18 protein-coding genes and 1 tRNA gene are annotated in these 20,963 nt (G+C 64.6%); 9 read left to right on the top strand and 10 right to left on the bottom strand.

Annotated elements, in window-relative coordinates; all coding sequences use genetic code 11:
- Nucleotides 1-28: 28 nt before the first annotated feature.
- A complete protein-coding gene (locus AB0F51_RS25345) occupies nt 29-1,072 on the bottom strand; it encodes a glucose 1-dehydrogenase (protein WP_360284007.1) in 1,044 nt (347 codons plus the stop codon).
- Between the two features lie 141 nt (nt 1,073-1,213).
- On the opposite strand from AB0F51_RS25345, the gene bcp reads away from it, so the two are divergent.
- The 7 genes from bcp to AB0F51_RS25380 all read left to right on the top strand — a co-directional run bounded on the left by bcp (nt 1,214) and on the right by AB0F51_RS25380 (nt 6,262).
- Nucleotides 1,214-1,684 (top strand): thioredoxin-dependent thiol peroxidase, encoded by a 471-nt coding sequence (bcp, locus tag AB0F51_RS25350; protein WP_360284009.1) that lies wholly within the window; start codon nt 1,214-1,216, stop codon nt 1,682-1,684.
- 350 nt (nt 1,685-2,034) lie between these two features.
- Entirely contained in the window at nt 2,035-3,657 is a 1,623-nt protein-coding gene (locus AB0F51_RS25355; RefSeq protein WP_360284011.1) for a VWA domain-containing protein, read from the top strand.
- 58 nt (nt 3,658-3,715) lie between these two features.
- Nucleotides 3,716-3,796: transfer RNA gene (locus AB0F51_RS25360), tRNA-Leu, on the top strand.
- 249 nt (nt 3,797-4,045) lie between these two features.
- A complete protein-coding gene (locus AB0F51_RS25365; RefSeq protein WP_360284013.1) occupies nt 4,046-4,351 on the top strand; it encodes a hypothetical protein in 306 nt (101 codons plus the stop codon).
- Nucleotides 4,348-4,914 carry a hypothetical protein gene (locus AB0F51_RS25370; protein WP_360284015.1) on the top strand — a complete coding sequence of 189 codons (567 nt, stop codon included), beginning with the start codon at nt 4,348-4,350 and terminating at the stop codon, nt 4,912-4,914. Before AB0F51_RS25365 ends, AB0F51_RS25370 begins: the two co-directional genes overlap by 4 nt.
- Complete coding sequence (locus tag AB0F51_RS25375; RefSeq protein WP_360284108.1) at nt 4,824-5,462, top strand: site-specific integrase; 639 nt, start codon at nt 4,824-4,826, stop codon at nt 5,460-5,462. Before AB0F51_RS25370 ends, AB0F51_RS25375 begins: the two co-directional genes overlap by 91 nt.
- Nucleotides 5,463-5,791: 329 nt before the next feature.
- The gene (locus tag AB0F51_RS25380) at nt 5,792-6,262 is read left to right on the top strand and encodes a hypothetical protein (protein WP_360284017.1); all 471 of its coding nucleotides are present in this window, start codon (nt 5,792-5,794) and stop codon (nt 6,260-6,262) included.
- Between the two features lie 1,088 nt (nt 6,263-7,350).
- Here AB0F51_RS25380 and AB0F51_RS25385 read toward each other — a convergent pair.
- Nucleotides 7,351-7,860 carry a hypothetical protein gene (locus tag AB0F51_RS25385; RefSeq protein WP_360284019.1) on the bottom strand — a complete coding sequence of 170 codons (510 nt, stop codon included), beginning with the start codon at nt 7,858-7,860 and terminating at the stop codon, nt 7,351-7,353.
- Nucleotides 7,861-8,053: 193 nt separating this feature from the next.
- The gene (locus tag AB0F51_RS25390) at nt 8,054-8,563 is read right to left on the bottom strand and encodes a hypothetical protein (RefSeq protein ID WP_360284021.1); all 510 of its coding nucleotides are present in this window, start codon (nt 8,561-8,563) and stop codon (nt 8,054-8,056) included.
- 678 nt (nt 8,564-9,241) lie between these two features.
- Here AB0F51_RS25390 and AB0F51_RS25395 point away from each other — a divergent pair.
- Complete coding sequence (locus AB0F51_RS25395; protein WP_360284023.1) at nt 9,242-9,502, top strand: hypothetical protein; 261 nt, start codon at nt 9,242-9,244, stop codon at nt 9,500-9,502.
- 392 nt (nt 9,503-9,894) lie between these two features.
- On the opposite strand, the gene AB0F51_RS25400 is transcribed toward AB0F51_RS25395, so the two are convergent.
- The 3 genes from AB0F51_RS25400 to AB0F51_RS25410 all read right to left on the bottom strand — a co-directional run bounded on the left by AB0F51_RS25400 (nt 9,895) and on the right by AB0F51_RS25410 (nt 12,384).
- A complete protein-coding gene (locus AB0F51_RS25400; RefSeq protein ID WP_360284109.1) occupies nt 9,895-10,191 on the bottom strand; it encodes a WhiB family transcriptional regulator in 297 nt (98 codons plus the stop codon).
- Between the two features lie 139 nt (nt 10,192-10,330).
- On the bottom strand, nt 10,331-11,770 hold the full coding sequence (locus AB0F51_RS25405) for a hypothetical protein (protein WP_360284025.1): 1,440 nt from the start codon (nt 11,768-11,770) through the stop codon (nt 10,331-10,333).
- Nucleotides 11,771-11,850: 80 nt separating this feature from the next.
- A complete protein-coding gene (locus tag AB0F51_RS25410; protein ID WP_360284027.1) occupies nt 11,851-12,384 on the bottom strand; it encodes a hypothetical protein in 534 nt (177 codons plus the stop codon).
- A gap of 2,095 nt (nt 12,385-14,479) precedes the next feature.
- On the opposite strand from AB0F51_RS25410, the gene AB0F51_RS25415 reads away from it, so the two are divergent.
- Nucleotides 14,480-14,707 carry a helix-turn-helix domain-containing protein gene (locus AB0F51_RS25415; protein ID WP_360284029.1) on the top strand — a complete coding sequence of 76 codons (228 nt, stop codon included), beginning with the start codon at nt 14,480-14,482 and terminating at the stop codon, nt 14,705-14,707.
- A 1,675-nt stretch (nt 14,708-16,382) separates the two neighbouring features.
- On the opposite strand, the gene menD is transcribed toward AB0F51_RS25415, so the two are convergent.
- Genes menD through hisC form a run of 4 tightly spaced genes read right to left on the bottom strand, consistent with a single transcriptional unit; the run spans nt 16,383 to nt 20,963 of the window.
- Nucleotides 16,383-18,020: a 2-succinyl-5-enolpyruvyl-6-hydroxy-3-cyclohexene-1-carboxylic-acid synthase gene (menD, locus tag AB0F51_RS25420; protein ID WP_360284031.1), complete on the bottom strand. Its 1,638-nt coding sequence runs from the start codon at nt 18,018-18,020 to the stop codon at nt 16,383-16,385.
- Nucleotides 18,017-18,943: an o-succinylbenzoate synthase gene (locus AB0F51_RS25425; protein ID WP_360284033.1), complete on the bottom strand. Its 927-nt coding sequence runs from the start codon at nt 18,941-18,943 to the stop codon at nt 18,017-18,019. Before AB0F51_RS25425 ends, menD begins: the two co-directional genes overlap by 4 nt.
- Before the next feature lie 14 nt (nt 18,944-18,957).
- Entirely contained in the window at nt 18,958-19,866 is a 909-nt protein-coding gene (locus AB0F51_RS25430; RefSeq protein WP_360284035.1) for a 1,4-dihydroxy-2-naphthoyl-CoA synthase, read from the bottom strand.
- On the bottom strand, nt 19,863-20,963 hold the full coding sequence (hisC, locus tag AB0F51_RS25435) for a histidinol-phosphate transaminase (RefSeq protein WP_360284036.1): 1,101 nt from the start codon (nt 20,961-20,963) through the stop codon (nt 19,863-19,865). Before hisC ends, AB0F51_RS25430 begins: the two co-directional genes overlap by 4 nt.

Raw genomic sequence — 20,963 nt, forward strand, 5'->3', positions numbered from 1 at the left:
TCACAGTGTTTGATCACATCTTTGCAGGTCAGGACCGGAGATCCACGACCACCTTGATGTCTTGGGCTTCCTTGACCAGTGCCGCGGGCCAGTCCGACAGTGGCACGAACCGAGTGACGAGCCGCTCCAGCCAGGACTGATCAGCGGCCATCAGCACGTCCACAGCATCCGCGTAGTGCCGCTTGGCCGCATTCACCGACCCCACCAGCGCCGCATTCCGTACTACGAGCTGCCGGGCCAAAGCATCCAGTTGTACGTCGACCGTCGCCTGGTCCGGGGAGATCCCGGTCAGGCACATCACCCCTGCCGGTGGCAGCAGCTTCGCGCAGTCGAACACGAGCTGCCCGGCCCCAGTGGCTTCGACAACCACGTTAGGTGCCACTGGAAGGTCGGACAGGTCAGTGAGGTACTCCGCGCCAAGGTCACGCACCAATTGGGGCTTGGGGCCTTCAGTGGCGCGATCGAGCACAGAGACGGAGTACCCACGTTGCTTGGCAGTTAATGCAGCCAGTAGCCCGATGGGCCCGGCGCCGGTGACCAGTACGTGCTCCGGGCCGTACCAGGATCGCGAGCCGACCCGGTCGATCTGCTCCCACGCCTTGGTGAGGATGCTGGCCGGCTCGACCAGTACTCCGAGATGCCCGAGTCGCGCCGGCACCGGTACGGCGTAGTACGGGTCGACTCGCCAGCGCTCGGCGCCGTACCCGTCCAGCTCCCTGATGCCGCGCTCGGTGTAGCGGCCGTTGCGGCAGAAGTCCCACTCGCCACGCGCGCAGGCCGGGCACGGCTCGGGGTCGGGCCTGCGGACTATGCCTGCGACCAGGTCGCCAGTGGCGAAGCCTGAGCCGGCCGGTGCCTCCAGGACTCGGCCGAGCGACTCATGCCCGATCACTAGTCGGTCAGTGCCGGCGGGGGCGCTACCGAAGAGCCCACTGCACAGTTCTATGTCCGTGCCGCAGATCCCGGCATACAGGCCCTCGACCAGGACCGAGCCGTCGGACTCAGGTGGCTCCGGTACTTCGCCGACCGACGCGGAGTCAGCTGTGCCCGGCACTACCGTCATCGCCCGCATAGGCCCCACTCTGCCGCATCGACGCCCTGACTCTCTGTGTGACACAAGCGTTTGGACGACCAGTGAGCCGGTGCGGCCGGCCGATCCGGCGTACGGCAGAATGTCGGACAATCACCGTTTCCGTTCCGTGGAGGGCTTCTGATGTCCGATCGTCTGTCCGTCGGTGACCCAGCACCGGACTTCACCCTCCCCGACGCGGACGGCAACGACGTCGCGCTGTCCTCCCTGCGCGGCAAGAACGTGATCGTGTACTTCTACCCGGCCGCGATGACGCCGGGCTGCACCAAGCAGGCCTGCGACTTCCGCGACTCCCTCGACTCGCTGCAAGCCCACGGGTACGCCGTACTGGGCATCTCGCCGGACAAGCCGGCCAAGCTGACCAAGTTCCGCGACCGCGACGGGGTGACCTTCCCGCTACTCAGCGACCCGGACAAAGAGGTGCTGTCGGCGTACGGGGCCTTCGGGGAGAAGACGATGTACGGCAAGAAGGTGACCGGGGTGATCCGGTCGACGTTCGTGATCGACCCGGACGGCAAGATCGCGGTCGCGCAGTACAACGTGAAGGCCACCGGGCACGTCGCCAAGCTGCGCCGGGATCTCGGGCTGGACTAGTCCGGGCGCGGCGGTCCGGACGTGATGTCAGGACAAGCCGCGAAGGGAAACCTTCGACCGTTTCATGTCCGCAGTTCATGCAACGGTCGTTTGAGCACCTCAGATCTGTGATTTGGGCCACACTCGGATCTCACCTGTTCGCAGCGGTCCGGTGACCCTGAGTCACAATTTCGGCCACCGCAGGGACAACCGGGACCCGATGGGCATTCCGGTCCTGATCACAACCCTCCATCCAAGGCGTGAACAAGCACGGCGCTCTTGGCCCTGACCTGTGCAAACCGGGTAATCTGCGCCCGCAGTCTGCCTCTGGGAGGGAGGGACCTGCCGCGATGGGAAAACACTCCTCTGCGGTGACGAAAAGTAACAACAACCGGCGTCCGGTGTATCTGACCGCCGTTGGGCTACTGGTGCTGTCGTTGGGCGCCGTCTTTGTGGTCCGCTCCTTCGGATCGGAAGCCGGTGCCGACGGGTTCCTGGGTGGCAAGTCGTGTGACGACCTGACCCAGGTCCGGCTCAGTACGACGCCAGAGGTCCAGCCGTTGCTGGAGTCCGCGGCCAAGTCGCTGGCCGCCAAGAAGGAGGACAACCCCTGTCTGCAGTTCACGATCACCGCGGCCCCGTCGGCCAAGGTGGCCAAGGACGTCGCGGGCAGCACCGAGGGCCGGCCCGATCTCTGGGTCCCGGACTCGTCGCTGTGGGTGGCCCAGGCCGACGACGGCCAGAAGGTGCCGACCGTCGCCGTACCGTCGATCGCGACCTCACCGCTGATCCTGGTCGGTCGCTCGGACAACTTCGCCAACACCGGGTCCTGGCTCGGTTCGTTTGCGGGAGCCGAGCCGGCGCTGCTCGACCCGTTGAGCCAGTCGCCCGGCGCGCTGGCGCTGCTGGCCATCCAGGCCGAGCGCCAGAAGACGTCGGCCAGTGACAAGGCGGTAGCCGCGGTCATCGTGCCGACGGCCCAGAAGCTGGGGTCGATGGCGAAGCCCTTCACGGATGTGAACGGGTTGTTCAGCCGGGCCGCGCAGCCCGGCAGCAGACTCGTCGTACCGGCTTCCGAGCAGAGCTTCGTGAAGTTCCAGGACGAGCACCCGGACGCCGAGCTGAAAGCGGTCGTACCGCAGACCGGCACCTTGCTGCTCGACTACCCGATCGTGGTGACCGCGCAGAACAACGACGCGGTCTACTCCGACGCGGGCAAGGCGCTGGCCGAGGAACTGATCTCCAACACGGCCGCATCGTCCCGCGACGACGCCGGATTCCGGGACCCGCTGGTGAGCGACCTCGGTGCCGGTCGTGGCGTCGGTGCGATCACCCGCCTCACCACACCGTCCGCGGCGGCGATCGAGAAGACACTGCTGGGCTGGACCCGGCTGTCGCTGTCGGCGCACTCGCTGGCCGTGATCGACGTGTCGGGTTCGATGGCCGAGAAGGTCGGCAACAAGACCCGGATGCAGCTCACCATCGAAGCTGCGGCGAACGGGTTGAAGTTGTTCCCGGACAACGCGGCACTCGGCCTGTGGACGTTCTCGACGAACATCGGAAACCTGGGCGCGGACTTCCGCGAACTGGTCCCGATCGCCAAGCTGACACCGGCCCAACGGCAGAAGATGACCACCAACCTGGCGGTCCAGCAGCCGATCAAGGGCGGTGGGACGGGCCTGTACGCCACCACGATCGCGGCGGTCCGGGCAGTCCGCAGCAGCTACGACCCGCTGGCCGTGAACGCCGTCCTGATCTTCACCGACGGCAAGAACGACGACCCGGACGGGCCGACCCTGGCCCAGACGCTGCAGACCCTCGAAGGCCTGCGCAACCCGGCCCAGCCGGTCCGGATCATCGCCCTGGGTATGGGTCCTGACGTCGACGCCAACGAACTGCGGCAACTCGCCGCGGCAACCGGCGGTCAGGCCTACGTGGCGAAGAACCCGCAAGACCTGCGCGACGTCTTCATCGACGCCCTGCAGAGCCGCTGAACCAACCGATCGGCGTCCCCCTAAGATGAAGTCCTCAGGGGGACGCCGATCTCCCCTGGCCAGAGTGGTGGAATGGCAGACACGCCGGCTTTAGGTGCCGGTGCCCCCGGGCGTGCGGGTTCAAGTCCCGCCTCTGGCACCCGATCGCGGCATACCTGCCACACAAGACGTATCAAGTAGACGAGCTCGGTGAAGCGCTTCAGCGCATCGCCGAGCTCTCCTGCCTTCGCCCACCCGGATGTGCCCGATGAGCACATCCATCCGCCCGCTGATTCCAGCGCTTCGAATGCCCGCAGCGGCGACCAGAGAGGTGCCCTCACAACCGCCCCGGGGCCGTCTCCCCCTGCCCACATTGGCCGCACAACGGACGGCGGCGACCGTCTACGGCTTGTCAGCGGTCGACGATCGAGGCCGCCTCGCCGACACCCGCATCACGCGCGCGCTGGCTTGGTCTCCCGGCCTCGCGTTGACCTGGACCGTGATGCGCGGAGTGCTGCTGGTCACACCCGACCCAGCCGGAGACTTCCATCTCACGGCAAAGGGCCATGTGCGCATCCCTGCACCACTGCGGCACCACTGCGCACTCACCCCCGGCGACCGAGTCCTCATGGCAGCCGACCCGAGTACCTCCCGGCTGACGATCTATCCACCAGCCACCCTCGACACACTCCTGGCTGACGGAGCTGGACGATGACACAAACCAACAGCGCCGACATCGAAGCCGCCCGCCTTCTGCTCGCACGCCTAGGCGTCAGCGTCACCGATCTCCTGGCCACCGCCGCGCCACCAACGGCCGTCCCTACCTTCGCCGAGTACGTCCCCATCGTCAGCGCAGCCGTCGGCGCCGGAACCCGCCGCGTCTACAGCTCCTACTGGAACCGCCTGGTCGAACACTGGGGCCAGCGCCACCTCGACGAACCCACACCAACCGAAATCCGGCAACTCACCGAAACCCTCAAAACCGCCCTCATCGTCCGCCGCAACGCCCGCGGCGGACGCTCCGCAACCGAACACTTCATCGCAGCCCTCCGCTGCATCTACACCAACGCCGAGAACGACGGCCTCATCAACCCCGGCAGCAACCCAGCCATCAAGGTCGCCAAACCTCGCCGCTTTACCTCCACCGACAAGCAATCCCAGACACACAACTCGCCGAAATCAACCAGATCGCCGCCACCACCGGAAACGACCCCGCCCTCGACAGCCTCATCCTCAGACTCCACACCGAAACCGCCTGCCGACGCGGCGGCGCACTAGCCCTGACCCCCAACGATCTCGATGCCACCCAATGCCTCATCCGACTCAGCGAGAAAGGCGAGACCGTGCGCTGGCAACCCGTCTCCCCCACCCTCATGTCGCACCTCCTCCACCACGCCGAATCCCGCAGCACACCACCAAACGGCCAACTTCTCCGGTACGCCGACGGCCGCCCCATCACCAAACGCCGCTACGACCACCTCTGGGACCGCATCGGACGACATCTCCCCTGGGTAGCCACCCAGCAGATATCCACCCACTGGCTCAGGCACACAACCCTCACCTGGGTCGAACGCAACCACGGCTACGCCACCGCCCGCGCCTTCGCCGGCCACACCGACACCCCCGCCGCAGGCACAACCGCCACCTACGTCAAAGCCACCCTCCCCGAAATAGCCCAAGCCCTCTCCCACCCTCACCGGCGAACCACATCCACTGGCCCCCAGTTGACCTATGCGTTCAAGCCACAAGACTCGGCCCTCCAGCACGGCCGCCTCGTGCTGTGGCTCAACACACCCTCGGAGACGCGTAGCTCGGCGAGCATGTAGCGAGGATGTTCACTGCAGCGGCCAGTGCCGCGGCCTGCTCGACGCGATCGGCAGAAGGACGCGGATTTGAGGGATTTCCCGGATGCTCTCCACGGACGCCACCTGGCATGCTGGAAGCCATAGCACCGATCGCGGTGTTGGAGCAGGCATGCTGTTTCGGTGGGAATGGACCGAGGGCATGGAGCAAGAAGGGAGCCCTCGAGTCCATGAAGTGGCAAATGACGAGAAGGACATCGGGCATATTTGGCGCCTGGCCGACATATCGCCTCAGACAGAGATGGGGGCTCTGGTCGCCGGCGGTCGCGTCCGTATCGGTAAGAAACCTTAGAGTGAACAAGATACTCAGGGCCGGATCTGCGTCCCTGTTGCTCGTTATGACCAACACTACGGCGGCGGCCGCCCTTTCGAGCGATCAAGGAACTCAGGAAGTCAGCAACTTGGCGACCCCTCCCAGTGAGGTCACGATGGTTGACTTAGGTTGCGTGTCCCAGGATTTCGGATCAGCACAAATGGTCTTCAAGACCTGCATCACGCAGTTCAGCGAAGATGGCCTCGAACGATTCACCCTTAATGCGCGAGTGTTGAACGTGACCACTTCGAAGTCTTTCTACCTTGAGGATATCAAGCTTGAATCTACTCAAGGGCAGCCTCTCGAAACCTGCCCCATGAGTTGGTTGAGCCCTACGACTTGGGCGAACTGCACGCTTAATCCTCCGGGCGGGCAGACGATCGCCAAAGTCAACTGGATTGACCATGGACAGCCGGCGAAGGTGTCGATCACTATCAACCCCCCATTTTAGCCCTACCTCACCCTACGTGCGCACGTGGCAGCGAGTTACGCAGAGACAGGATCCCACCTGAGCCGAGGGCTGGTAGCCAGGTAATTCCTGGGACCTGGTAGTCGTTCTGGCGAGGGGGCAGAACGAGTAATGCAGGGTGACTCGGGCTTCGAATTGATGCCGGGGATCGAGCCCAACTTTACGGCGAGGGGCTGGAGCGGCGGGATCCCGATGCAGGGGATGTCCACATCATGCTCTGGCCCTGCGGTCCAAACAAGACGGGCTCCGGCAGCACACCACTACCCGACGATGTGCGTTCGACGATGGAGTGCCGGTACGCCGAGGACTTCGGCGGGCTCCGGGCACACCTATTTAGCAAGCGGACCGGTCGGCCGGGGCTGTGAGCGCGGTCGCCTTCACGGTAGTCGGCGACGCCGTCTGGGGCACGTCGGCACGTCGGCACGTCGGCCCGTCGGCCCGTCGGCCCGTCGCTCGACAGCCCTGCAGGACACCACGCCATGACTCACGAGTTGACCCACGTCGCCCTGCAGCGGTACCGACCGGTGTCGAGTACACCGGTCGGCCGCGGCGTCGCCATCAGTAACCCGCCGGCAGCTTCGAACGTGCGGCGGCACGGAATGCCGAGACATGGCCGGCGGATCGCCCGAAACCTTGAACGCCCCTCGTCGCGCTGCACGCTGCTGGGGAACGCTGTCCAGCGCGAGGAGCTCGCGTCATCGCCTGGTCGAGCCGGTCGAGACGGCACCCCCGGGGACTCGCCATGGAGGCCTGCGCTCGGAGTCGGTCAGGTCAGTGGCCGGGAAGCCGTCGTAGGCAGCGATGGTGATCTCCACCGAAGCCACAGCCGATCGATTCAGCTTGTCTTCACTTCTCGCCGACCTCCCGAAGGAGCGAGTCATCCTTCTAGACCTTCACTCCTCGACCACGTTGTGCCACGATCCGGACGTCGGGGTGAAGTACATCTGGATCTGTGGTTGGCGGCTCTCGGGCGCTTGCGGGCGGCGTATTACTTGGCCCCATCGCTAGGTACGACTCGTCGCCGGGGTAGGCCATGGACTAGGTCGACACTGACTCCTCAACCTCCGAGGTCAGGAGGTCCTCGGGTTTTTCACCGTTGCGATCTCGACGCCTCCATCGCTGTTCCGATTGAAGACAAACACTCCTTGGGCGGCGTGCATGAGCGACTTGGTACTGCTGCCGCTGCAGGAGTATTCTTGCGCGGGCTTCAGCCAGCCACCTTTGCAGACATCCAGAATATCTCCTGCATAGTCACTTCCTTGCACCGTAAGGGAGTGGACATAATATGCTCTGCCAGCGGAGACGTTGAGTAATGTGACATTAACAAAAACTCTCTTGACCTGACCGAACACCTCGAACTCGCGCTTACATACCCGTCCGCGCAAGTCCACCCACAGCTCTTCGTTTACACAAAGCGTGGGACCCAATCTCCCGACCCCCTGTGGATGGGCAGCAAGATTGCTATTGTCCGCGGATGTAGTCGCTATAGCTGCTGCCGACGGCGCTGGCGCCCCCAGGATCCCGCCTGCAAAGCCCAATGTGCTCATCACCATTGCGAGAACTTTGAGCCTTTGTTTCATCAGTCCCAACTTCCTGTAGAGCGGCAGGGCATGCCGCAGGATATTTGTCCCTATCGGCGGTACGCAAAACGACCGGACTTTGGATCGCGCCAGGGGCTGATCAAGGGGCGCGGAGAGCACGGACAGTCGTCCACCTAGCCGGACTCAATCGGCGCGTTCGCGGTCACCGCGGTCACCGTGGCGCTGACTGATGTCACTTATTGAGGTATTCAACCCTCGGCAGTCCAGACTTCAACTGGAAGACGTAGGAGGCAGAAGTCTTGGCGATCATGGGATCAATGGATGGCGCGGAGCAGTTTATGGATTGCCCCGGTCCGAGCCATCCAGTGATGACGCAGGTCTCAAAATGGAAACGCGAGTCGTCGAGGGACATTGAATCGACGTAAATTTTCCGCGCATCCAAACCCCCATTAAAGTTCGCCGTTGCGTTGAAAATCGACGCAGTAATGTAGACCCGCTTGGAGAATCCGAAGACAGAGAACTCGGTTTTGCACAATCGCGCCAGCACCCCGTTGTCGAAACTCTGCTGGACGCAATTGTCGGGACCGAGTTGCACCCCCGAAGGTGGAGCGGCAAGGTTGTTCTGTCCGATTGCGGCCGCACTTGTGGCTCCGAACGAAATCACGACACCGCCCAGCAGCGCCAACCATTTGGAAGATTTCCGGCAACCTGAGTCATTCCGATCCTCAATCCGTCGAAACATGTCATCTTCTCCTGATACTCGCGGGGAAATCGATGTTCTGTTCGCGTGGTCCTCCTGCGAGCGGTGGGGCGCACCCAGCCTCGGTCGCTCATGGGGCTTTACGTATGAACACGGAGACACGGATCACACTGCAGGTTCACGCCAGGACGAGTCGGCGGAACTCGGTGCCGGCTGTCCTCCCTTGCCCCCATGCCTCCGGAGGGAGTGCCAGCGCTGTTCTCGCGCGAGTTCATGGAATCCGTACCGACGTACGGGTGGCTCCGATCGATCGAGCCTGTCTCTCAGGTTCTTCTGCCCCAATGTGTGACCGGGTGGCTGGTCACGCGCCGTGCGAAGCACGGCAAGTTCTGAGGGCCGCTCGATTTTCGAAGAACTCTCGCTTCTTATCCCCGTCCATACCACGGGCATCTGGGTGCCTGCCAGGTGGGTGCCAGCAGGCGGGCTCTGCAGTCACAATGGTCAACAGCGGCGCATCGGAGCACCGTCGGCTCTGTGGCGTTGCGAGCGCGGCTTCGGTCCGCGGAGATTCGAGTTGCTGCGCGAGCGCATCGAGCAGGTGTGGCAGCAGAGTTCCTCGAGTCAGTGCTAGATCGCGGCTAGGCCAGTGCCGCGCGGTCCTTGCCCCCAACCTGGCCGCACGTCTAGCTGGGGCGGGCGGGTGGGACGCTCGACTCGCAGATGCGTGCCTTCGTCCGCGACCTGATCGCCGTCACTCGGCTGGCGCGTGGTGAGCTGAGCTATGACCCGCCGGTCGACATCACCACCTTGCGCTTCTGCGCCGCGGCTTGGAACTACTTGCCGGTCACCTTCCGGAAGGCTGCAACCTCCGGGTCGTATTCTTTCGCCGCGGCTGACGCAGCTGCCTCCAGCAGGGACACGTGTGTGAGCCGCGCTCTGAAGGCTGCGCCGGCCGTCAGCCGGTCGATCTGGCCGATCTGATCCGAGAATGCTGACGGGTGACCAGCGTGCCGATTCGTGCAGTGATCACGGGCGCGAAAGTAGAGGCCTGGCGGCAGGTGCGAATTGTGGCGCTGCGCATGAGCGGTGCGCGATCGTTGCAGAGCCGCGAGAGGGGGACCGACCGGGTCGTTTGCTGCTGCCCGCCGAGATTGGACGGCAAGATTGTTGGCAGCGGCTTGTCGGGCCGCTCGGACGGGGCTGGGCGGCCGTTCCTTGCTCCACGGGTCCAGCCCGAGGAACCGGTGTCAGGGCGTCGGCACGGACTTGCCCGCCGACCGCACGGGGATGGCGTGCGGCCGGCGCGCATATGAACGCTCTGCGACCTGTTGAGGAGCATTGCGGGTGGCCGATGATAAGCCGTTCGTACCAGCTTAAGCACCACGGGACGGGACTGGTTCCCGTGTGACCTCTGGTCGCTTCGGTGCCGGCGTCAGCTCAGCGCGCCGGCGGGCGCGGAGAACGAGTCGTTCGATTTCACTGGTTCCGCCCCAGACCCCGTGAACCTGAGCGAACTCCAATGCCCAGGCAAGGCACTCCTCACGAACCGTGCAGTGGAGACAGATTTCCTTGGCTTCGTCGATCTGCTGGTGGGCGAGGTCGCTGTTACCAATCGGAAAGAACAGCTCCGAGTTCTTGTCGAGGCATGCACCCCGCATGTGCCAGTCCATGGTGCTCATACTCCGGCCATCCCCGTGAACGATGGGGACCATGAGGCACTACGCACCGGACGAGCACCCTGGTTCGGCGGCCAGGAGCCCGTAGGGACCGACTATCTTGAAGGTCGGTACCCACGGGCTGCGAGTCAGTTCAGCAGGGGCCGTTCTCTTCGATCCAACCGAGCTGGTCCTCTCCCAGTGGGTAGTGCACGTCGAGCCATGCGACCAGGTCGGCGAATGCCGAGTTCTGGTTCTCCCCTGGCATCCAGTGCTGCGCCCGCTGTCCGGTGGGAACGTCATTGATTTTGTATACGGCGCACCAGGGGTACCACTTGTTGACCGGTTCGGAGTTCTGCACCGCGTTCGGTCCGTTCACGGGTGACGGAACGGGGCTGCCGTTGCTGTCCTTCCAAGATGGTTTCCATCCGGCGGAGATCTCCTGGGGGTGGTACCCCGTTCCGACGGGCTCGCTGATCTTGGCCTCTGTCCAGCCGGGCTGTGCTGGGTCGTTCTTGAGGACGGCCAGGGAGCGAGGTCCGGGCTTCAAGTCTCCGATGTTTCGTTGGTAAACGATTCCGCCGCCGTTGGCCTGGGTCTCTGTGACGGCCAGCACCGGGCCGTTGGAGCGGGTGTACATGGCAGGCCCGAATGGACTGTTGCCCTGCGTCTGGAACCACCGCCAGCCGGGCCCGGTGTCGCCGGCTTCGGCAACGCCGTTCCATTGGTTCGCCTGATAAGTCTGATAGGCAAAGCCGTCGTTGACACCGCGCACGGCCAGCCACAGAGTGTCGGCATATCCGTCGAGGTCGTTGTCCCACTCGGCCATTGACAGGCCGTGGTTGGTTTTGCCTCCGCCGGGCACCTCGAACCACACCGAGTTGGTGTTGAACTCCTTGCTGTTTTTCAGGGTGCCCTGCGCGTTGTAGATCAGGCCGTGCCCGTCCTGCGTGGCGGCGATACGCAGACTGCTGAACTCAGCCCCGGCCGGCGTCTTGCCACCGACCCATCGCGCAGCCACCTTCAGCTTCGTGGTGAAGGGCGAGCCCCACTGCTTCCATGTCAGGTTGCTGGAGTCGGTGGGCTGTCCGATGAGCTGGTTCTTGTAGTAGAGACGCGAGTCAGTCCGCCCTGATCCAAGGAGCGTGATGATCCCCTTCTGGTCGTTCACGGCGATCTCCGGAGGGGAGCTGAACTCCCCGCCGTAGTACGTCCAGCCGTTCGCCCACGCCCCGGTGTTCCAGTCGATGGTCTGGAGGAACATGCCGAAGCCGCCCATGCCGATCGCGGCCACATAGGTCTTGCCCAGCTTCTTGTTGTGATGCACGGCGAGCTGGCGTTCGGTCCGCCCGCCGCCCGGGATCTCCGCCCACCCCCGGATCACACCGGCAGCCGTTGCATCGTTAGAGATCGAGTAGACGATGCGGTTGTCCGGGAGTCTCACCACCTGCAACTGGTCGTTGAATGCCGAGGCCACGCCGACCGCCGGAGCCGAAGCGACCTGGTGCGGAATCACCTTGTCATGAACGATGTTCTCCGCTGACGCCGACGACACAGTCGACAAGGCGCCGACCAGACCGAACACCCCGCTCAACGCGAGGATCCTACTGAATCGATATCTCACAGCCACATTCCCTTCTTTGTAACAAAAAAGCATGAAACGGACTCACGACGTCAGACCGGGTTGGCGATGGTCATCTCGACCTTGGCCGGCTCACCGTCCGGCGTAATCCAGTGCACCCTTGCGTAGGTGTTGCCCGCTGGCGGGTGGACCGTGCACTTCAGGGTCTCGCCTGTCCCGAGCCATCCGCCTTTGCAGCTGTCCAGAACGGTGCCTGCGCCATTCACCAGATCCACCCGATCGATGTAGTACTTCGTGCTGAGACTGATCGGATTGTTGTTCATCACGATCGCGTTGAGGGAGAACCTCTTGCCAGTCCCCGTCCCCGTGTACTCCGCGGTACAGGTAGTGAAAAGCAGACGACCTTCCGGGCCGAATACCTGGTGAAGGCACGGTCCGGATTTGAGTTCGACACCTTCCGGAGGCACATCCACATTGGTGAACCCTCCAGTGATCGCCGCGACGGGTGCGGCCACGCCCAGCACCAGAGCAGCAGCCACTCCGGCTGTAAGTAGCCTGCGCGAGCGCTTCACGCCCTTCCAGTCGCCGCTCGCGCGGGATGCCCACCAAAGGACCATTCTCGGCATCGCCGATCTCCTTCTCCTCGATGTTTCAGACCGTGCCCGGCTTTACGCCGACCCCAGCCAGTTCGGTTCACGTACCAGCAGCTGAGCCACGAGCAAGGCACGGAAAACTGACCAGAACGCAACGGCCGAATCGGAGGCTGGTCCTCGACGTACTGCCAACGCGAACTCAGACGGCCAGGCGAGCGTCAGGCACTGCCCCGGTGCTGCTCCTTTCTCGAGCGGCGGGGCACGTCGGCCGATCCCGCCGCCGCAGCGCCACCAGTGGCAACACCGGTCATCGGGGAGAACAGGCGGACCGAACCACGTCAGCCACAGCCGATTCACCGACGCCGACCATCGCGCCGGGGTCGGTCACCATGAATGGCCCCAACCCGTCACTGATCTGCGGAAGCTGTGAGAGTCCTACCGCCGGTTCTGTGCGCGTTGTGCTGCCCCGCTCGCGGAAGCTGCCGTCGTGCGGCGCGCATCCAGGTGGCGTCTCCTCACCGGTCGCTAGCGTGTCTTCCAGGCAGGAACCCGCAAACCGGCGTCTGGACGAACCCGTCGTCGACTCCGCGGCATCGTGCAGCTGGTGACACCATTCGGGGGCCATCACAACAATCGGTATCGCCGCCGGTCCTCAACGTGTACACCTGACCGAGGCACTCCGAGGCCGGCTGAACCGGACGCTGGATCCCGTCGCCGTCCCGCGAACGACAAGCCGGGCGCTGTGAACCGGCTTCGAGCAAGCTTCGAAAAGCCAACCCACCTGATGGCGATCGGCATCACCAGCGGAGTCTCTGTCCAGCCCCCTGCCTTCGTTGCCGGCCCGCGCCCGCGCCAGATCGAAGTCTCCGTCACCGCCGGCCAGACCCCTGTCGTACACCGATCCACGCTCATCGACACAGCCGGCTTCCAGTCGACCTCGACCTCCGCGACGCTTGCCAGATCCAGATCCAGATCGCGATCCTCGCCACGCGCGGAAACCCTCACCTACGCAACCGCCGTGACTGAACTTGAACTCTTCGCCGCTCGCTGGTGTCCCCAGTAGCTAGCTGGTTTGCGGTTTGTGTGGGTCAGTATGGCGAGTCGGCCGGTTCGGCATCATCGAACGACAAGGCGCCCTCAGCGGCACCTTCCGATGAGTGCGCGATCTCAATGCCAAGACCCTCGCCTTCAGCGACGGCTGGGACGACCGCTGCCACTCTTTCGTCTGAACCAAGGCCGCCGACCAATCCTCAGGAAGGCCAACCCTCAGACCCCACCTCAAACCCGGACCATAGTTACCGCACCGGTTCTCGATCGGCATCGAACCAGTTGCACGTCGCATTGCGTACTGCATGCAAAAACAGATGAGGACAGGTGACTCCAGCCTGGCGAGCACAAAGTGCGGGACGTCAGGTCAGAGGATCTAGGTCCGCCGAGACACACACATGACGGACTGCCGACTCTGGGATCTGATCGCGACCACACCATATGCAGGAGAATGAGAGGGAGCATGGTCATGCCATCTGCGACGGTGATCAGGAAGCTTCGTGTAATGCTCCGCATCCATCCCCTGCGGGCCGGTCTTGTAGGAGCGGTGATTCTTCTCCTCGGAGTCACGGTAAACGCCTCCGCGAGTAGCCCGAACGCCAACCTCGCTCCGCCGCCGGCCAACGTCAAGATCTCACCGGACGGGTGCGCATCCAAGGCGACCTTTCCCGGTTTCGTCATTGCGGTATGCCGAGCAGAGTATGCAAGTTTCGGCATAAGCCCGGCTAGGGTCGCAATTTCAGCGGAAGTCGACAATCATACCAGCCACACTGATATATACATCGATTTCGTTGACATAGCTCACGATGAGCAAAAGGCTGACCACTGTGATGTAAATGGCTGGTTGAAGCCGAGCGGTTATATCTCTTGTGGAGGAAGCAGCCCGAAAGGGCACGGATATGATTCGTGGGCACGGGTGCGCTATCGCGACGCGCAGGGAGGTATTCAGGTGGGTACTGTGAAACTGCCTGCAAGCTAGTATCGCCTGTAGTTAGTTGATTTACGGTTGGTGTGCGTCAGGATGGACTATGGCGAATCGGCCTGCTGCTGCGTAGGCTCCTCGTGAGGGTGATCGGGAACGGTGTTTCGGACGCCGCCGGGTCGGCCGGATCTGGCGCTGCGAGCGTGGGTCCCGTCTCTGGCGGCTGACGGTGAGGCGAACACGGCGATCGCCAAGCGGATCGGAGTATCGCGGCCGACGGTCATCGGCTGGCGAGAGCGGTACGCGGAGCGAGGGCTGGCAGGGTTGGATGAGAGCCGGGGCCGGGTGGGCATGCGGGTGGTCGATCATGGCAAGATCGTGGCGTAGACGCATAGACGCTCCGGTGCCCGGATCGAAATGGGTCACCGACTCGAAGGAAGTGAACGATCCCACGCATCGTTTCCCTGTCCAAGGTCAGCGGCGCCTGTCTGCACCGGCCCCCGCTAAGCCCAGCTCCCACCAGGTGCCGTCGCCAGGTGGTTCCGGCGACCGCAGCACATCCTGGACGCTGGCAGCTCTCATTTGTTGCCTCTGCGAAGACGCTGAGGTTGACACCCAGTACAACGCAAAGGACAGCGAGCGGAGCCGTAAGGACCGTCATGCTCTCTTTGATGTCGCGCCAGAGAGCGCAGCCTTCGTCGGACTGAGCGTCCTCGCCGTCATCTTCGGCAGCCCACCGACTCACAGGAGCGATGCAGTCGAGTAGTGCCGGCCACGCGAGCGACGTGAGCGGACGGGTCGGCCAGCAGGCGGCCAGCGTATCTGGATGCCGCTGACATGGCGCCGCTGAGGTCTCAGGACGATGCCGCTGCTGGCTTCTCGGTCGCCAATCTTCACCCGGTGCAGTACGGGCTCAGGTGGGACATCGGTTCGAGACTCAAGGACCCTGTCAGGGCTCACTGCTTGACTTTATGAGACTCCACGACACCCCAGGCCGACTTTGCCGTTCAGACCATCGGTTGGACCTGACATCTCAGTTCCTGGCGTGAAGTCGCTGTAGTACGGCGCAGGCTGTGGCTAATGTGATGAAGAGAGCGGAGAACAGAGTCGACTCCCAAGCCCGCTTCGGATCGCCGAACGAACTGGCGAGCATTGCTGGCACGATGGCGAAGCCGATTGTGCCGGCGGCAAGTCGCCCCCACCGTGATCCGCGGCCGGACATCGCGTGACCAGCCAGCATCGCCAGGACCACCACACCAATGGATGCACTGCCCTCCCCCGGTTGCCAGCAGGTGAGGAATCGCTCCCGGAGTCGACAGAGTGCCGATGGCGAAGAGCACAGGCGTCCACACCAGCCAGCCGGGGATTCGAGCGCCCGTTCGCCCCAAGTTCACTGCCCAGCCGACGCAACTGCCCACAAGAACTCCTGGTAGGAGCAGACACGCGAAGGTGCCGACCCAGGTGAAGCGCGAGTCCGCCCCGGCAAGCTGGATCATCCAGCCGCGAAGGCTCGCGGCCCAGGTGAATCCGAGAAGCGCACCAACCCCGGCGGCAATGGCCAAGGTCGCGGTCAAGCCGCTTGCGCAAACTCGCGCCGCCAATGCCCGGCGCCGTCTTGACCGGGACCTCATGATTGGGCATCCGCTTCCTCATGTCCGGACTGCCCCTCGACGCTGCCCAGCCGCCAACCCGAGAATCGAAAACATCGACATCCTTCCGGCGATCACACGTTGCACAAGGACAGCCAGCCCAAGGTCGCGCAAAGGCGGGAGGATCTGGCGGCACGTAGTGCTCGCCCGACCGCAGGGATAGCTGTACTGCGCCTCGGCCAGGAACGCAGGCGAGCGTCCCCACAGCAGCGCGTGCGCTCGTCACCCCAGCGACGAATCCGCAGACACCGACCGCGGACGTCAACCGATGGAACACAGCTGAGCCCCCTTCCGCTTCCTGCGGCCAACGCCCGTCCGGACGGAATGCGCGCGCGACATGTCCTATTTCCTAGCTCAACGAGCAATACGGCCCGGTAGCGACAGATGGTTCATCATCGAGTCCACCTGCGTGGCTACAACTGGCTGACGGCAGCTCGCAGCTCGGCTTGCAGGTTGCGGTGGGTTGAGCGGTCGACTCGTACTTCGATGATGTCGATGCCGGCGACTGTTTGGGTCAGGGCGTCTCTTAGTGCGTCTGTTGTTTCGACCAGTTTGTAGGGGGTGTTGGTGGCGGCTGCGAGTGCGGCGAGGTTGACGTTGTGGGGTGTGCCGAAGACGCGTTCGAAGTGGGTGGCGTGGTCGGTGCCGCCTTGTTCGAGGGTGCTGAAGATGCCGCCGCCGTTGTCGTTGACGACCACGATGCGCAGGTCGGGACGTGGTTCGGCGGGGCCGATCACCAGGCCGTTGGCGTCGTGCAGGAATGCGAGGTCACCGACCAGGGCGTAGGTCGGGCCTGCGTTGGCTAGGGCGGCGCCGATGGCGGTGGAGATTGTGCCGTCGATGCCTGCCAGGCCGCGGTTGGCGACTGTTCGGATCGGTACGACGGGGGCGAGGTCGAGGTCGCGGACCGGGTTGGAGGAGGCGACGATGAGCATGCCGTCGGCGCCGATGACTTCGCCCATCAGGGCGGCGACGGCCGGTCCGTTGAGGCTGCCTGCCAGCACCTTGTCGATGGCCGGGCGTGCCTGCTGGTCGGCTTGCAGCCAGCGGTCGAGCCAGTCGGTGGTGTCGGAGCCGATCACTTCGAGGCCGGTGACGACGGCGGCGGCTCGGCGTCCGGCGTCGGGCCACAGTCCGGTCGGTGACACGACGATGACCTCGACGTCGGGGCGCGCGAGCAGCTTGGAGATCGGTCGTGACAAGGTCGGGTGGCCGAACACCAGCACCCGCTCGATCTCGTCTGCGATCGTTGTTGTCAGCAACAATCTGTAGGCCGAGATGACGGCAGGTCCGGTCCTGGACCGGCTGGACGGTTCGGCGAACAGCGGCCAGTTGCCGGCCTCAGCTGCGAGCCGCGCTGCTTGCGAGGCGCCGTCGCCTGCCACCACCACGGTCTTCGGTCCGGGCGCGACAGCCGAGGGCTGGGCGGCAGTGGCGTGCACGCTCGTCCATGGGCCGGTGGTGCGCCCGTCGAGCGGTTCTGACCAGTCGCCGTCGTCGGTTGGCACCAGGGGTTCCACGAGCGGGCAGTTGAGCTGCACCGGGCCGGGGTCGGCCGTGCGGGCGCCTACGGCTGTGGACACGGCGCGGGCGATCTGCGAGCGCCAGTACGCGACCTGGCCCAGCTGCTTGGTCGGCGTACCGAGCTCGTGGAAGAGGCGGACGGCGTCGCCGAAGATCTTCAGCTGGTCGGTGGTCTGGTTGGCGCCGGTCCCCCGCAGCTCCGGTGGGCGGTCGGCGCTCAGCACGATCAGCGGCAGGCCGCTGTGGGATGCCTCGAGGACAGCCGGGTAGAGGTTGGCGACCGCAGTACCGGACGTTGTCACGACCGGCACCGGCAGGCCGGTCCCCCGGATGAGTCCGAGCGCCAGGAAGCCCGCAGTACGCTCGTCGATCCGCACGTGGAGGCGCAGGCGCCCGTCCCGGTCGGCAGCGGCGAGAGCCAAGGCCAGCGGTGTGCTGCGCGAGCCGGGAGCCAGCACAGCCTCGCGGACACCGGACCTGATCAGCTCATCGACCACCACTGTCGCGAACGCCGTGGACGGATTCATCTGCTTCCTCTCAATGCATCGACCCTCGCAAACCGCGCTTCCCACCTGGCAGTGGTCGCTCGGTCGGCAGCTGGCAAGTCTGGAGCCGGTGCCAGGCGTTTCACCGGCAGGAACCCGTCGACCGACAGCAACGGCTCCTCGACAACCTCAGCGGTGAACATGGAAACAGTCGCCAGGCCGCACGCGTACGGAAGCTCCGGCAGCGCCGCCGCGAGAGCCACACCGGCAGCGATACCGATCGAGGTCTCCAGCGCCGACGAGATGACCACCGGCAGGCCGATCTGCTCAGCGATGTCCAGACAGGCCCGCACACCACCGATCGGCTGCACCTTCAGCACCGCGATGTCAGCAGCCTCAAGCTTCCGCACCAACAAGGGATCCTCAGCCCGACGGATCGACTCGTCCGCAGCAACCAGCACATCAGTGCGGCGTCGTACGGCCGCCAGGTCCTCCACCGCTGCGCAGGGCTGCTCGACATACTCCAGATCGAAGCGGCGCAGTTCCTTCAACGCCCGCAGCGCTTCCTCAACCGACCACGCCCCGTTGGCATCGATGCGCACCTGACCGTTGCCGATCGCAGCCCTGACCGCCTCAACCCGCTCCAAGTCATCCTTCAGCGTCTGCCCCGGCTCAGCCACCTTCACCTTCGCCGTCCCACACCCCGAAGCCCGCACAATCGCAGCAGCCTTCTCCGGCCCCACCGCCGGCACCGTGCAATTCACCGGCACCACATCCCGCACCGCCGCCGGCCAGCCGTCAAAGGCCGCCTCCCGAGCAGCCCGCAACCACGCCACACAAGTCGCATCGTCATAATCCAGAAACGGCGACCACTCAGCCCACCCCGCCGGCCCCTCGAACAACATCCCCTCACGAACCGTGATCCCCCGGAACTTGTTCTTCAACCCGACCGCGTAAGTGATCACCGGCCACTCCCCCGTCAGAACCCGTAGGGGTACCCCGACCAGTCGGCCGGCCGCTTCTCCAGGAACGAGTCGCGCCCCTCGGCCGCCTCGTCCGTGCCGTAGGCCAGCCGGGTCGCCTCCCCGGCGAAGATCTGCTGACCGACCAGTCCGTCGTCGATCAGGTTGAACGAGTACTTGAGCATCCGCTGCGCCGTCGGTGACTTCGCGCAGATCTTCTTGCCCCACTCGAGCGCGACCGCCTCGAGCTCGGCATGCGGCACGACCTTGTTGACCATGCCCATCCGGTAGGCGTCCTCGGCGGAGTACTCGTCGCCCAGGAAGAAGATCTCGCGAGCGAACTTCTGCCCCACCTGCCGAGCCAGGTACGCCGACCCGAAACCCCCGTCGAACGACGCCACATCCGCATCGGTCTGCTTGAACCGGGCATGCTCGGCCGACGCCAGCGTGAGATCGCAGACCACATGCAGACTGTGCCCGCCACCGGCCGCCCAGCCCGGTACGACGCAGATGACCACCTTCGACATGAACCGGATCAGCCGCTGCACCTCGAGAATGTGCAGCCGGCCCGCCTTGGCCGGGTCGATCGTGTCGGCAGTGGTGCCCTCGGCGTACTTGTAGCCGTCCTTGCCACGGATCCGCTGATCGCCACCCGAGCAGAACGCCCAGCCGCCGTCGCGCGGGGACGGGCCGTTGCCGGTGATCAGCACGCAGCCGACGTCGGTCGACATCCGGGCGTGGTCGAGCACCCGGTACAGCTCGTCGACGGTCTGCGGCCGGAACGCGTTACGCACCTCGGGCCGGTTGAAGGCGATCCGGACCACACCGGCGTCGACCGCCCGGTGATAGGTGATGTCGGTCAGGTCGAAACCGTCCACCTGCTTCCAGGCCGACGGGTCGAAGATCTCGGACACCTGCGCGTTCACCGTGCCGGCCGCATCTTCTGCTCGGCGGCCGCCGCGGCCAGATCAAGAAACGCGTCGTTCTCATCCGGGAGGCCGATCGAAACCCGGATCCCATCGGCTCCGAAGGCTCGTACGTGAACTCCCGCCGCCTGGCAGGCCGCAAAATAGCTGGCTGTCGCTTCGCCGAGGGGCAGCCACAGGAAGTTGCCGCCGCTGGGCGGCACAGACCAGCCCTGAGCCAAGAGGACGCCACGGACGCGATCTCGTTCGGCGACGGTGCTCTCGACCCGGGACACAAGTTCATCCTCCGCGGCCAGCGAAGCAATTGCCGCAGCCTGAGCGATGCTGGTGACGCTAAAAGGCAAGCGTGCCGCGCGGACCGCAGCGACCACCGCTGGGTCGCCGACGAGAAAGCCTACTCGCAGGCCAGCCATGCCGTAGGCCTTCGAGAATGTGCGCAGGACCGCCACGTTCGGCCGGCCGCGACAGAGGCTGAGACCGTCGGGAAAGTCCTCGTCCTGGACGTACTCCCGGTAGGCCTCGTCCAGTACCACGAGGCAATCGGTCGGCACCTCGTTCAGGAACCTCTCGAGCTCGGCGCGACTGACGGTTGTGCCGGTTGGATTGTTGGGGTTGCAGATGATGACCGCTCTGGTCTTGTCGGTGATGGCGTTCGCCATCGCGATCAGATCGTGCGTGTCGTCGGCGAGGGGGACCTCGACGGCGGTAGCACCAGACAGGCCCACCAAGAGCTGGTACGCCCCGAAGGAACGCCATGCGTACACGACCTCAGCGCCAGGCTCGCCAAGTGCCTCCAGCACCATCTGGAGGACTCCAGCGGAGCCGCAGCCGACCGCAACGTGCGTGGGTGGGACATCGAAGCGGGCTGCCAGCGCAGCAACCAGTGCGGTGTGGTCGTCGTCGGGGTAGCGGTTGATCTCACTTGCAGCGCTCTGAATTGCCTTCAGCACTGACGGCAGCGGCCCGTAAGGCGATTCGTTGGCGGACAGTCTGGTCGATCGGGTGCCGGAGGCAACCAACGCGGCAGTACGCCGGTCAGCGGATCGCTTCAGCACCGAGCGGAAGTGAAGGACCCCGGACAGTGCATCCGTGTTCAT

The organism is Kribbella sp. NPDC023855 (assembly GCF_040639475.1).
Taxonomy (GTDB): domain Bacteria; phylum Actinomycetota; class Actinomycetes; order Propionibacteriales; family Kribbellaceae; genus Kribbella.

Coding starts and splice junctions, on each gene's coding strand:
- AB0F51_RS25345 (WP_360284007.1), bottom strand. CDS start 1,072: ATGCGGGCGATGACGGTAGTGCCGGGCACAGCTGACTCCGCGTCGGTC.
- bcp (WP_360284009.1), top strand. CDS start 1,214: ATGTCCGATCGTCTGTCCGTCGGTGACCCAGCACCGGACTTCACCCTC.
- AB0F51_RS25370 (WP_360284015.1), top strand. CDS start 4,348: ATGACACAAACCAACAGCGCCGACATCGAAGCCGCCCGCCTTCTGCTC.
- AB0F51_RS25385 (WP_360284019.1), bottom strand. CDS start 7,860: ATGAAACAAAGGCTCAAAGTTCTCGCAATGGTGATGAGCACATTGGGC.
- AB0F51_RS25390 (WP_360284021.1), bottom strand. CDS start 8,563: ATGTTTCGACGGATTGAGGATCGGAATGACTCAGGTTGCCGGAAATCT.
- AB0F51_RS25395 (WP_360284023.1), top strand. CDS start 9,242: ATGCGTGCCTTCGTCCGCGACCTGATCGCCGTCACTCGGCTGGCGCGT.
- AB0F51_RS25400 (WP_360284109.1), bottom strand. CDS start 10,191: ATGGACTGGCACATGCGGGGTGCATGCCTCGACAAGAACTCGGAGCTG.
- AB0F51_RS25410 (WP_360284027.1), bottom strand. CDS start 12,384: ATGCCGAGAATGGTCCTTTGGTGGGCATCCCGCGCGAGCGGCGACTGG.
- menD (WP_360284031.1), bottom strand. CDS start 18,020: ATGAATCCGTCCACGGCGTTCGCGACAGTGGTGGTCGATGAGCTGATC.
- hisC (WP_360284036.1), bottom strand. CDS start 20,963: ATGAACACGGATGCACTGTCCGGGGTCCTTCACTTCCGCTCGGTGCTG.